Source organism: Flavobacterium sp. GNP002, assembly GCF_054343795.1.
This window is the reverse complement of sequence record NZ_JBTGUW010000001.1, coordinates 3,191,998-3,205,495: the sequence shown is the minus strand read 5'-3', so window position 1 is coordinate 3,205,495 and position 13,498 is coordinate 3,191,998. Positions and strand designations below refer to the sequence as shown.

Genomic DNA, 13,498 nt, shown 5'->3' with positions numbered 1-13,498 from the left:
CTAATTGATATTATATTGTTCTAAAGAAACATGCTAAATGACAAGAGTTTTTGTTTTTGTACATTTTGTTTATCACTCTCCAATGTAAAGATATGCTTTATCTTTTTGATATCTTTTTATATAAATAGGTTTATTTAATTATTGAAACTTATATTAATTACGCGAGAGGTCAAGTTACTTTGTTCTTTTTAATTGTGTTAAGTTCTTCCTCTAATTCGATACAAGTTTGCATACAAACTTCTTCAAGTTGCAACACTAAGTCGTGTATCCCTTCTAATTGTTCTTGTGCTGTGGCTAATTCCTGAATTTTTTTTGCCATATTCTCAAAATTTGAACCTATTCCCATTATTGAAAAAGAAGGTATCATTTTATGTACGGCGGCACCTAACAATTGCCAATTTTGCTCGGCTAAACTTTGTTTCATTGTACTTATTAATGGAGGAGTTTGTGCTAAATATAATGAAATCATTTCCATCATTAATATTGGATTTGATTTAGTCCTATGATGTAAATATTCTAAATTAGTGTATTTTATTTTTTCAATTTGAATAGTACTAATTTCTTCTTTTTTATCAAGTTTAGATTTTTTTAATGTCCCTATAATTTTATTATATAACTCGGTTTCATCTACTGGTTTAGCAATATAATCATTCATTCCCACAGCTTTACATTTATCCACGTCAACGGTTGTAACATCAGCGGTTAATGCAATAATAGGAATTGTTGAATGCATTGTATTTCTAATATATTTTGTAGCTTCAAATCCATTCATTTCCGGCATTTGCAAGTCCATCAGTATGATATCAAAGTCTTTTTCTTGGAGTTTTTCAATCGCTATTTTACCATTTTCGGCAATGTCAAGCTCAAATCCAAAATCATCTAAAAGTGTTTTCATTAGTAATTGATTAAGAGCAATATCTTCTACTACTAATACTTTTATATTTTTCATTTCTGAATCTATTTCTGTCAACTCATTTTCCAATTCTACATCGGAATTTGTTTTTTGAAAAGGTAGTGTGAAACTAAATGTTGACCCTTTATGAATAGTGCTATTTACACGAATAGTTCCGTTTTGTGGTTCTATTAATTGTTTTACAATTGCAAGACCCAGCCCAGTTCCACCATACAAACGGGAAGTCTCGCTGGTTGCCTGTTGAAAATTTTCAAATATTGTCCCTATTTTTTCCTCGGAGATGCCAATTCCTGTATCGGTTACAGCAAATTTGAGTATTACTTTATCCTCATCTTCATGCAATAAATCAACGCTAACAGTAATTTTTCCTTTAGATGTAAATTTAACGGCATTACTAACTAAATTTAAAATAATTTGATGCAAACGAATGGGATCTCCCACCAGAACATCAGGGATTTTACTGTCGTATTCCTTAACCAATTTTAAGTTTTTTTCCTGAATTTTGGTTTCAAATAAATGAAGCATGGCAGCAATGGAAGATTTCATTTTGAAAGGTGTTTTCTCAAATGTCATCTTGCCCGCATCTACTTTTGCCAAATCGAGTATGTCGTTGATAAGTACGATTAAAGCATCACCACTTATTTTTATTGCGTTTAAATATTCTTTTTGTTTATCTGTAATATCAGTTCTGAGTACCACTTTTGTAAATCCAATAATTGCATTCATTGGTGTACGGATTTCGTGGCTCATATTCGACAAGAATTGTTGTTTGGCTTTTACGGCATTCTCAGCTATGATAGTGGAGTTTTCCGCAAAAACTTTAGCTTCAATCAATTCTGTTTCAATTATTTTTTGATTAGTCACATCTCGGGCTACAATTGCTGCTCCCAGAACGTTTCCTTTATCATCTTTATATACTGATCCATTGAATAATACATGAATCAATTTGCCATTTTTATGACGAAGGATTAATGGAGAATCAGCAACAAATCCATTTTCAAATACTTTTTGATATACTTCACGCGCCATTTGCGGTTCAGTGAAATAATCAAAAAAATCGGTTCCAATTAATTTAGGACGTGTTATGCCGGTTACTTTTACCGATGCATTATTCATATCTGTTATTTTCCCTTCTGTGCTAATTGCAAATAAAGGGTCATGACTTGCTTCAATTAGACTAAGAGAATATTCAGAACGTAATTTTTGGTCTATAAGATCAGTATTAAGTTTTTTCAGTTGTTCTGCCTGAACTAATAATTCCTGATTTTTAGTATGTAAATCCACAAAAACAGCCACTTTTGCTTTTAATATTTCTGGCGAAAGCGGTTTAATCATATAATCAACAGCACCTGCCTGATATCCTTTGAAAATTTGCTGAGAATTATCCATGCTCGCCGTTAAAAAAATAATCGGAACATGTTTCAGTTTTTCAATTTGGCGAATTAATTCTACGGTTTCAAATCCATCCATCATCGGCATTTGCACATCGATTAGTATGATGGCAAAATCTTGTTGGTGCAACAGAATTTTTAAGGCTTCATTACCGGAATTTGCTTTAACACATAAATAATTTTCGTTAGAAAGTATTACTTCTAAAGCAAACAAATTTTCGGGCAAATCATCGACTAATAAAATTTTAACTGGGCTATTTATTTTCATTTCTAATTGTAAAATAAAAGTTTGGATGTTGAGTATCTACAAATGTTAAATACCAACAAAAAAATGTAACTTGGATGACATAGGGGATATACCGCCTTTGTGATATTATTATTTACTTAACCATACGCGCATCAATGATAACAATCGTTCTACATCAATGGGCTTAGTGATATAATCGTTTGCACCTGCATCAATACATTTTTGTTTGTCGTCTTTCATGGCTTTTGCGGTAAGGGCAATTATTGGTAAGTTTCTGAATTTTATCTGAGATCGTATTCGTTTCATTGCTTCATAACCGTCCATTTCCGGCATCATGATATCCATTAATACCAGATCAATATCAGTATGTGCATCCAGCTTATTCAATGCATTCTTACCATCTTCTGATTTTATGACTTCCATACCACGTTCTTGTAATATTTTGGATAATGCAAAAACATTTCGCATGTCATCATCAACCAATAATATTTTTTTGGAATGAAATATAGCTTCTTTATCATGCAAATTATTAATCATCATTTGTTTTGATTTTGGTAAATTGCTAATCGTTCGGTGAAGGAAAAGAGCAGTTTCATCTAGTAATCTTTCTTCGGATTTTATACCTTTTATAATGATACTCTCTGCATATTTGTGAAGCAGGTTATTTTCTTCTTTTGTAAGTTCTTTTCCGGTGTAAACAATAATAGGGGGTAGGTTGTGTGCTTTTACTTCTCCCAGTTTATGAATAAGTTCAAAGCCTGTCATATCAGGTAATCCAATGTCAAGAATGATGCAATCAATATGATTGTGCTCAAACAATTCTAAAGCCTCTTTTCCTGTTCCTGCTTCATAACATTTAACATCACCATTACCAATGAGTACTTTCATTGCTTTTCTGGAATTTTCACTGTCTTCAATAATCAATAGGTTTTTTATTTTTCTATTGACAAAATTTTCAATCCTTATGAAAGCTTCTTCCAGACCATCTTTAGATATCGGTTTCATTAAATATTCTACCGCACCTTCTCTGATTGGTTCTAGCGAACGGTCATTTGCCGATATAATATGCACCGGTATATGTCTTACAGAAGGATTTTCTTTTAGTTCATGCAATACTTGTTTTCCTTTGATTCCTGGTAAACCCATATCGAGAATTATTGCTTGAGGTTTGTATTTTACAGCAAGCAATAAACCATCTTCTCCAGAAGAAGCTGACAAGCATTTGAATCCTTTTTTATTAGCTTGTTTTAAAAGTATAGCTGCAAAATTTTTATCATCTTCAATAATGAGCACTATTTTATCATCTGTGTTTATGGTATCTCTATCGTCTTTTATAGTTGGATAATTTAGATAGTTGATGTCATTTTCGGACCGTGGTGCATACGAAATAGGTTTTATTGGAATTTCATTGACAGACTCTTGCGTAGGGTGTATTTCCAGTGGAATAATGAGTGAAAAAGTAGATCCTTTGTCTAAATTACTTTTTACTTTTATTTCACCTTCCAGTAATTTTGCTAATTCCCGTGAGATAGAAAGTCCTAATCCTGTACCGCCATATTTTCTGGAAGTACCGCCTTCGGCTTGCTGAAAAGCTTCAAATATGGCAGTTTGCTTGTCTTCTGATATACCGATTCCTGTATCAGTAACAGAAATATTCAAAGTAGTCACCGTATTTGGGTCAATACTTATAGTTACACTTCCTTTTTCGGTAAATTTTACAGCATTGGATAAAAGATTTTTCAGTATTTGATTTAAACGTTGTGAATCAGTGTGGATAAATTCGGGTATTCCAGCAGCTAATTTGCAAACTATCTTTAATCCTTTTTGCTCCGCCTGATGTTTAAAATCACGAAGAAGATTATCTGTAAAGTTTTTCAATGCTACTTTTTCAATATTTATAGCCATTTTTCCGGCTTCAATCTTGGATAGGTCTAATACTTCATTAATTAGCACTAGAAGGTCATGACCACTTTTATAAATTATTTCCGCACTTTCTACCTGAACATCATCTAGGTTTTTCTTCCTGTTTTCGGATAAATCTTTAGATAAAATAAGCAAACTGTTAAGTGGTGTTCTTAATTCATGCGACATGTTTGCTAGAAATTCCGATTTATATTTGCTACTAATTTCCAGTTGCTTGGTTTTTTTTTCAATATCATTTTTGGAAGCCTGAACTTCTTTGTTTTTTTCTTCTAATGATTGAGTCTGCTCTTCCAATTCTTCATTGGTCATTTGCAGTTCTTCCTGCTGTTGTTTAAGATTTTGTGCTTGTTGTTCTAATTCTTCATTCAGCTGTCTAAGTTCTTCCTGCTGGATTTGAAGTTCTTCTGCTTGATTTGAAAGCTCTTTGTTTGCAAAACTTAACTCTGCAGCTCGTTTTTCTTTTTCCTCATTTTGATAGGCAAGTTCTTTATTTGCAATGCCTAATTCTGCAGCTCGTTTTTCTTTTTCCTCATTTTGATAAGCAAGTTCTTCGTTGGCTATTCCTAATTCTGCGGCTCTTTTTTCTTTCTCGTCATTTTGATAGGCGAGTTCCTTATTAGCAATGGCTAACTCTGCGGCTCTTTTTTCTTTTTCTTCAGCTTGTTGAATAGTATAAACGCTGATAGCAATACTGTTCATAGAAACATTGATAAATTCTTTTTCGGTTTCATTAAAATCAGTAAGCTTGCCTATTTCTATTACGCCTATGGTTTTTCCGTCAAGCAAAAAAGGGGTAATCAGCAAATGTTTTGGTTTTGCGTTTAAAACGGACGAAGTAATCCGAATTTGATCATCAGATATATCTGCTAATGAAATTTGCTTTTGTTCCCAAGCAGACTGACCAATCAATCCTTCATTTAATTTAAAATTAACAGTAGTGTCATTACCAGACGAAAAAGCAAATTTGCCACTAAGCAGTAGCGCATTTTCGTTTTCGTTAAACAGGTAAACAGCGCCAATATTAGCTTTCAAATACGTACAAAGAAAACTTATCGTATTGTTTGCCAATTGCTCTATACTTTGATCTCCTATTAATTTTTCATTAAGTGCTGAGTTACCGGTAAGCAACCAGTTTTTGCTTGCAGTTTCCGACTCAGAATTTTTAAGCGCTTTTAAATTTTTAGTAACAATAGTATATACAACGATAAGAATCATAATAATAACCAGCAATAGAACAGCAAAAACAAGATTAAATTTGCTGGCATCGTCTTGACTATCTTGTATCCTTTGAGCAAGTAAAGTGCGTTCTAATTCCTGCGACTCATCAACTATTTTTCTTATTTCATCTTGAATTTGTTTTCCTTCGCCCGAAGCAACAAATGCTCTGGCTTTTTCATAATTGTCTTTACGAAGGGTTATGCAAGTGTTTAAATTGTCAAACCGCATTTTTAGTTGTTTCGTAAGTTCCTCAATATTGTTTTGCTGATTGGGATTGTCTTTTGTTAATTCCTTTACTTTTTCAAGTTTCTCAATTGCTTTAATATTGGCAGTTGTAAAAGGTTTCAAAAAATTATCATCGCCCGTAATGACATAACCTCGTACGCCTGTTTCTGCATCAACAGAAGACATGAGTATTTGTTCAAATTCATATAATACCTGATTGGAAACATTTACCAGAGTATTTGAAGCGACAAATTTTTCAGTGTTTTTAAAAGAGAAAATAGCAACTCCTAAAAGTACTAAAGCACAAGCAATAAATCCTATTACTATTTTTCTTCCTAGAGTCATTTTCATTTTGTTATTTGTAAAGTTGAAGCAGATTATTTTTGTTGTTGATTTATTTTTATTAGTATCGTAACCATATTCTCCAATGACTCGATATAATCAGGTACTATAGCAGCAATTGCTGACTTTGGCATGTACTCAGAGTCTGCTGTTTTTGGATCTTCAATAATGGCCAGACCTCCGCAATCCTTTATTCGTTTAATTCCTTTTGTCCCATCACTATTAGATCCTGTGAGCACGATTCCAATTAATTTATTGCTATAGGTTTCGGCTGCTGATTCAAATAATACATCGATTGATGGCCTTGCAAAATTTACACGTTCGTCTATGGTAAGGGAAAAGGTTTTATCTTTTTCAATCAGCAAATGATAATTAGGAGGAGCAATATAAATAGTACCTTTTTCAATTTTCTCTTTTTCATCCGCTTCTTTTACATGCAGATGACTTTTTTTATTTAAAAGGTTTATCCAATGACTATCGGAATGAGCGCTTAAATGCTGTACTACGATGATTGGTATATTGAAATTTAACGGTAAGGCTGAACTTATAATTTTCAAAGCATTCATACCTCCGGAAGAAACGCCTATTACAATTGCTTCATAATGCATTTTCAATATTTCTTTTTAAATATTCGTTGTTTTGTGTCTAACTCAATATATTGCTCATACAAATCGGAAAAACGTAAACTTTCTTTAGATCCTAAACATAAAACACCACCATTGATGAGGCTATTATAAAAAAGAGTCTGGACTTTATTTTGTAAATTTTTATCAAAATAAATCAGTACATTTCGACATAAAATCAAGTTTACTTCTGCAAATACACTATCAGTTACCAAGTTATGATTGGCCCAAACAATATTTTTTTTCAAGGATTGATTCATGATGACGTTATCATAATTAGAAGTATAATAACTTGAAAATGATTCTTTTCCTCCAGCTAATTGATAATTAGAAGTGTATTCTTTTATCATTTTATTCGAAAAAATCCCATCTTTTGCACGGTTCAAAGCCATTTGGTTAAAATCAGTAGCATAAATGGTTGTTCTGTCATACAAGCCTTCTTCTTGCAAAAGAATAGCCATGGAATAGGCTTCTTCTCCTGTAGCACAGCCTGCATGCCATATTTTTATGAAGGGGTAAGTCTTTAAAACTGGGATAACATTTTCTCGTAAAGACCTATAAAAAACAGGGTCACGAAACATTTCGGTTACTGTAATTGATAAATCCTGTAAGAGTTCAGAAGCGAATGTTTCATCATTTAAAACCTTAGATTGCATTTGAGAAACATCTTCGAATCCAGATACCGACATTCTGTTCGTAATTCTCCGCCTAATATGGGCTTGGGAATATTCTCTGAAATCATAACCGTATTTCCTATAAATAGCTTCCAGTAACAATGAAATTTCCAAATCTGAGGTGTCTTTATACCGCATTTTTTTTAAACAATTTTGGTTTTAATTTTTGACCAAATCAGAAATGATTAATCTAAATCTATTATTAATTTTATACAAAACTATGCTGTAAAATACATTACATCCTGTCCATATACCAATTTAATTCCTTTTCCATTTTTTGATATTTAAAAACAGAAGTAATAATTTTTTGCAGGCGAACAAATGCAGTTTCGCTTTTCACCACATAGTCTACAGCTTTATGGTGCATACAGTTTATGGCAACTTCAATTTTATCTTGAGAGGACAGCATTATAACTGGAATTTCTGGATTAAAATCTTTAATTTTATCTAAAGTTTCAATTCCGTTCATGGCATTTTCTACAATACCATCAAGTTGATAATCTAAAATAACTACATCGGGATTGTTATTTATATTAGCAATGCATAACTCTCCTGTAGAATAAGTCTCTACTATAAAATCAGCATTTTCTAAAAATTCAATTTCTAAAGATTTTAAAAATAATGCATCATCATCTACTAGGAAAATCTTTATTTTAGTTTCATTTTTCATTATATGGTATTTTTGATTATATTAAATTCTTCTTGTAATTCTTGGCATGCTTGTAAACAAATTTCTTCAAGTTGCATAACTAAGTCCTCTATTCCTTCTGATTTTTCTTGTGCAATTGCAAATTCCTGAATGTTTTTTGCAATATTTTCAAAATTAGTACTGATACCCATTATTGAAAAAGATGGAATCATTTTATGTGCAGCTGCTCCTAATAAGTCCCAATTTTTCTCCTCTAAACTTTGTTTTATTGTATTGATTAAAGGCGGAGTTTGATCTAAATAAAGTGATATCATTTCCATCATTAATTTTGGATTCGATTTTGTTCTTTGATTTAAATAAACTAAATCAATACATTTTATTTTTTTATCATCTAAATTCTCATTCAACTTAGCAGTAAGTTTTGTGAGTTTAGGTTTCTTTAATATTCCAACAATTTTACTGTATAAGAGCCTTTCGTCAATTGGTTTTGCTATATAATCATTCATTCCTACTGCTTTGCATTTAGCTAAGTCCACAGTGGTAACATCAGCAGTTAAAGCAATAATTGGAATTTTTGATTTCATTGTATTACGAATGTATTCTGTAGCTTCAAATCCATTCATTTCTGGCATTTGTAAGTCCATCAAAATAATATCATAATCGTTTTCTTTTAGTTTTTCGATTGCTATTTTGCCATTTTCGGCAATGTCTCTGGCAAATCCAAAATCATCTAACAATGTTTTCATTAGCAATTGATTAAGAGGAATATCCTCGACAACCAATACTTTAATATTTTTTATTTCAGTATCTAATTCCATGATTTCATTTTCTAATTCAGCTTCTGCGTTAGTTTTTTGAAAACTCAATGTAAAACTAAACGTAGATCCTTCATTAACGGTACTTCTAACCCGAATGCTACCTCCTTGCGGTTCCACTAATTGTTTTACTATGGCAAGACCTAATCCTGTTCCTCCATATAATCTTGAAGTACCACTAGATGCTTGTTGAAAATTTTCAAATATCTTCCCTGTTTTTTCTTTTGGGATACCAATTCCTGTATCTGTTACGGCAAATTCAATAATCACTTTATCTTTATCCTCATGTAATAAATGAACACTTACTATAATTTTTCCTTTTGAGGTAAATTTTACAGCATTACTAACTAAGTTTAAGATAATTTGATGCAAACGAATCGGATCTCCTACTAGAACATCAGGAATTTTATTATCATATTCCTTAATTAATTTTAAATTTTTCTCTTGAATTTTTGTTTCAAACAAGTGAAGCATAGCAGCTATGGAAGATTTCATTTTGAAAGGTCTTTTTTCAAATGTCATTTTTCCGGCATCAACTTTTGCTAAATCAAGTATGTCATTAATGAGTACGATTAATGAATCTCCACTCATTTTAATTGCGTTTAAATATTCTTTTTGTTTGGTTGTCAATTCTGTTTTTAAAACCACTTTAGTAAATCCGATAATTGCATTCATCGGCGTACGAATTTCATGGCTCATATTAGACAAAAATTGTTGTTTTGCTTTTACTGCATTTTCAGCTATAATGGTAGCACTTTCTGCATTTATTTTAGCTTCTTCAGCAATTTCTGTAGCTAATTCAGCAAAAATCCGTGCTTCTATCAATTCCGAAGCAATTCTCTTTTGCTCTGTTACATCTCGAGCAACAATTACAACTCCAACTACGTTTCCTTTATCATCTTTATAAACGGAACCATTAAATAATACATCCGTTAGTTTACCTTCTTTGTGGCGAAGTGTAAGCGGAGAATCAGCAACAGAACCTTTTTCGAATACTTCTTGATATACTTCTCTAGCTTTTTGTTGCTCAGTAAAATAATCAAAAAAATCAGAATCTGTAAGTTCGTTACGCGTCATACCCGTAATGTTTACCAATGCCTCATTCATATCAGTAATCTTACCGTTGGTGTTTATTGTGACCAATGGATCCCGACTTGCTTCAATTAGACTAAGAGAATATTGGGAAGCTAATTTTGCTGCGTAACTAAGTTCTTCCAGTTCTTTAGTAGCAATTTGCTGTTTTACCTTTTCTTTGTTTTGAAATTGAAGTTCCTTGTTAGCAATGATTAATTCATCAGCTCGTTTTTCTTTTTCATTATTTTGATACGCTAATTCTTCGTTAGCAATGACTAATTCTGCCGCTCGTTTTTCTTTCACTTTATTTTGAAAAGCAAGCTCTTCATTAGCTACAACTAATTCTGCCGCTCGTTTTTCTTTTTCATCATTTTGAAAAGCAAGTTCTTTATTGGCAACAACTAATTCAGCTGCGCGTTTTTCTTTTTCATCATTTTGAAATAGAAGCTCTTTATTGGCTATGATTAATTCATCAGCTCTTTTTTCTTTTTCATCGTTTTGAAAAGCAAGTTCTTTATTAGCAATTACTAATTCAGCTGCCCGTTTCTCTTTTTCATCGTTTTGATGCGCTAATTCTTTATTGGCAACTCCTAAATTTAATGCCCATTTTTGCTCAGCAATATCTCTGGCAACAATTACGACTCCTAATACACATCCCAAATCATCTTTATAAACAGAACCGTTGAACAATACATCTGTCAATTTACCATCTTTATGCTTCAGTGTAAGTGGAGAATCTGAAACAGATCCTTTTTCAAATACTTTCTGATACACTTCACGTGCTTTTTGTTTTTCGGTAAAATAATTGAAAAAATCAGAATTTATTAAGCCATCTCGATTCAGCCCAGTAATATTTACTGTAGCTTCATTTACATCCGTAATTTTTCCTTCAGGATTTATTGTAATTAAAGGATCTAAACTAGCTTCAATAAGACTTCTGGCGTATTGTGATTCTTGATTTTTTATGCTTTCTAGGTGTATTTACAAAATTGATATTACTTCTTTTTATTTTGAATTACCAATTTCTTCAATTGGATTACGCCTCTTGTCTTTCAATTGTTTAAAATGCGAAGGAGAAAGACCAGTAACTTTTTTAAATTGACTGGATAGATGGGCAACACTGCTGTAATTCATTTTCCAGGCAATTTCAGTGATATTTAATTCCCCATAAATAATCAATTCCTTAATACGTTCAGTTTTATGAGAAATTATAAATTGTTCAATTGTAGTTCCTTGCACTTCCGAAAACAAGTTTGATAGGTACGTATAATCGTGATTTAATTGTTGACTTAGATAATCAGAAAAATTAATTTTTATATTTTCTGTTGAATGGTGAACCATCTGGATAATTACATTTTTTATTTTTTCGATTAGCATGGATTTTTTATCATCCATTAATTCGAGTCCGGAGTCTAAAAGCGCTGTTTTTAATCGTTGTCTCTGGTCCATAGAAATGTTTTCCATGATTTCAACTTCGCCTAAATCTACAACCATGAAGTGTAGTCCAAGTTTTTTCAATTCCTCTTTTACCGCCATTTTACAGCGATTACTGACCATGTATTTTATGTATAGTTTCAAATTATTTTTTTTAACAGATTATGTAAAAATCGAATAAAATTTAGCAAAAAAACTTATATAACTAATAAAAAAAATTATATAATTCACACATTGTTAATTTTAAAAATATAGAGTTTGAAGAAAAAATAAGCAATTTGAAAAGAACCGACGTTAAAGCAGATTCAATAGTTACTAATTTTAATAATGTATAAATTTACGAATAAACAGTTAGAAAGATTATGAATTGAGTTATAATAAAAATAGTAGTACCCTGTAATTTATTAATCTTGAAATATGGATAATAAATTACTGTATGCAAAATAGTATTTAGACGAGTTGTTTGAATACAATATTTCACAAAAAATATTCTGGGAATAGGTTTTCCTTTGAATTATTATTTGTTAATCAGATAGGCTTAATACCCTTTAAAGTTTAGGACTTTTCCGGATTCATTACTCAAATAGTTATGCTGAACTGTAAAAAAAAAACTTTTTTGATGAATGAATTTAATTGTATAATTTTAAATTATTTCATCGAGAAAGGAGTGACCCAATCTAATGATTTAATAGATGAAACTTTGTTTTCTTGGTTCATTGAAACACGAAGTTCCTTATTAGCTACTTTCTTTGTATACAATGCTTTGTAACGAAAAATGGTTGTTCCGTCAAAATTGTTTTTATAAATTTCAATTAATTGAAGATCAATAAAAGTCCCGTAATATTGACGAAATTTGGTACAGGTTTTTGTCAATCTTTCCTCAGTAGTGTTCTGAATTACTGATGCTGTTGCTTCACTTTGATTGAAAGGTTTGAATTTAGAGGTATTACAAGTCATTAAAACTCTCTTTCCTAATTCATACGCTTTATTCTTTTGACTTTCGTTAACTTCGGTCATACCAAGTTTTTCAATTTTAGCTTTTTCCGGTTCAGTAGTTGTAACAACATTTTTTGATTTGCATCCAATGAGCAGCATAATGCTGAAGACAATAATTATTTTTTTCATACTTATATAATTTTTAATAAGATATTCGGATCTGGGCAGTTCTTTAAATAATGACCTAAGCTATTTTCGCTACAAACTCCTGGATAATCACCAAATGTTTGTGAAATTTCTTCTATGATCTGAAAATGCAAATGAGGTGCATAATCTCCATTCACAGAAGCATCTCCTAAAGTTGCTATTTGTTGTCCTTTTTCGAAAATATCACCAATTGCAATATCACTGATACTTTCTAACGAAAGATGTCCGTATAAAGTATAAAATCGCTGATTTTCTATTTTATGTTCTAAGATAATAGTTGGACCATAATCGCCTACGCCCGTATTGTAATTAAAACTGTGTACAAATCCATCAAGTGCTGCTAATACTGGAGTCCCAGCTTTAATCCATAAATCTAAACCAATATGGATATTTCGCTCCTCAGCTTTAGAATCGTTAAAAATATCACTTCGTTTATACAGATCTCTAATTTCATTATAACCGCCAAAAGCTACTTTTGCATTGTTTTCGTCTAAATATTTTTCGATATATTGTTCAAAATCAGTTGCATTGTCAATAGCATGTTTTGTAAAATTTTCATTTTTTATCGATAAATCCAAAGGGATGTATTGGTTGTAATCAATTGATTTCTCTATCACTTTTACATTTTGGATGTCTTTTAAGATAGTTTCCAGTTCGGTCATAATTTGTATTAATTTTTATAATTCCTAAATTTAAAATAAAAAATGGCAACATAAAAATTTAGGTAGCATTATAACTTTTAATTGTGAAAAATGTTTAAAAAAAATAAAATAGCAAATGCCAATATGAAATTTCATATTGGCATTATAACTCTTTGTAAAGATAAA

The 13,498-nt window shown here is 31.3% G+C and carries 8 protein-coding genes and 1 pseudogene; all 9 read right to left on the bottom strand.

Annotated features, from left to right (window positions below; translation table 11 throughout):
- Nucleotides 1–169 precede the first annotated feature (169 nt).
- Nucleotides 170–2,572: a response regulator gene (locus tag ACXX80_RS13855; RefSeq protein WP_458553697.1), complete on the bottom strand. Its 2,403-nt coding sequence runs from the start codon at nucleotides 2,570–2,572 to the stop codon at nucleotides 170–172.
- Nucleotides 2,573–2,680: 108 nt separating this feature from the next.
- Nucleotides 2,681–6,268: a response regulator gene (locus ACXX80_RS13850; protein WP_458553695.1), complete on the bottom strand. Its 3,588-nt coding sequence runs from the start codon at nucleotides 6,266–6,268 to the stop codon at nucleotides 2,681–2,683.
- A 26-nt stretch (nucleotides 6,269–6,294) separates the two neighbouring features.
- Nucleotides 6,295–6,867 (bottom strand): chemotaxis protein CheB, encoded by a 573-nt coding sequence (locus ACXX80_RS13845; RefSeq protein ID WP_458553694.1) that lies wholly within the window; start codon nucleotides 6,865–6,867, stop codon nucleotides 6,295–6,297.
- A 2-nt stretch (nucleotides 6,868–6,869) separates the two neighbouring features.
- Nucleotides 6,870–7,694 (bottom strand): CheR family methyltransferase, encoded by an 825-nt coding sequence (locus tag ACXX80_RS13840; protein WP_315207579.1) that lies wholly within the window; start codon nucleotides 7,692–7,694, stop codon nucleotides 6,870–6,872.
- A 97-nt stretch (nucleotides 7,695–7,791) separates the two neighbouring features.
- Nucleotides 7,792–8,226 carry a response regulator gene (locus ACXX80_RS13835; protein ID WP_315207577.1) on the bottom strand — a complete coding sequence of 145 codons (435 nt, stop codon included), beginning with the start codon at nucleotides 8,224–8,226 and terminating at the stop codon, nucleotides 7,792–7,794.
- Nucleotides 8,226–11,045: pseudogene (locus ACXX80_RS13830) on the bottom strand (hybrid sensor histidine kinase/response regulator); the annotation flags it as partial. The pseudogene ACXX80_RS13830 and the gene ACXX80_RS13835, both read right to left, overlap by 1 nt.
- Before the next feature lie 54 nt (nucleotides 11,046–11,099).
- Entirely contained in the window at nucleotides 11,100–11,651 is a 552-nt protein-coding gene (locus ACXX80_RS13825; protein ID WP_315207752.1) for a helix-turn-helix domain-containing protein, read from the bottom strand.
- A 525-nt stretch (nucleotides 11,652–12,176) separates the two neighbouring features.
- A complete protein-coding gene (locus tag ACXX80_RS13820) occupies nucleotides 12,177–12,653 on the bottom strand; it encodes a hypothetical protein (protein ID WP_458553693.1) in 477 nt (158 codons plus the stop codon).
- Between the two features lie 2 nt (nucleotides 12,654–12,655).
- Nucleotides 12,656–13,333 (bottom strand): peptidoglycan DD-metalloendopeptidase family protein, encoded by a 678-nt coding sequence (locus ACXX80_RS13815; RefSeq protein WP_458553692.1) that lies wholly within the window; start codon nucleotides 13,331–13,333, stop codon nucleotides 12,656–12,658.
- Nucleotides 13,334–13,498 lie beyond the last annotated feature (165 nt).

Coding starts and splice junctions, on each gene's coding strand:
- ACXX80_RS13835 (WP_315207577.1), bottom strand. CDS start 8,226: ATGAAAAATGAAACTAAAATAAAGATTTTCCTAGTAGATGATGATGCA.
- ACXX80_RS13820 (WP_458553693.1), bottom strand. CDS start 12,653: ATGAAAAAAATAATTATTGTCTTCAGCATTATGCTGCTCATTGGATGC.
- ACXX80_RS13850 (WP_458553695.1), bottom strand. CDS start 6,268: ATGAAAATGACTCTAGGAAGAAAAATAGTAATAGGATTTATTGCTTGT.
- ACXX80_RS13815 (WP_458553692.1), bottom strand. CDS start 13,333: ATGACCGAACTGGAAACTATCTTAAAAGACATCCAAAATGTAAAAGTG.
- ACXX80_RS13845 (WP_458553694.1), bottom strand. CDS start 6,867: ATGCATTATGAAGCAATTGTAATAGGCGTTTCTTCCGGAGGTATGAAT.
- ACXX80_RS13825 (WP_315207752.1), bottom strand. CDS start 11,651: ATGGTCAGTAATCGCTGTAAAATGGCGGTAAAAGAGGAATTGAAAAAA.
- ACXX80_RS13840 (WP_315207579.1), bottom strand. CDS start 7,694: ATGCGGTATAAAGACACCTCAGATTTGGAAATTTCATTGTTACTGGAA.
- ACXX80_RS13855 (WP_458553697.1), bottom strand. CDS start 2,572: ATGAAAATAAATAGCCCAGTTAAAATTTTATTAGTCGATGATTTGCCC.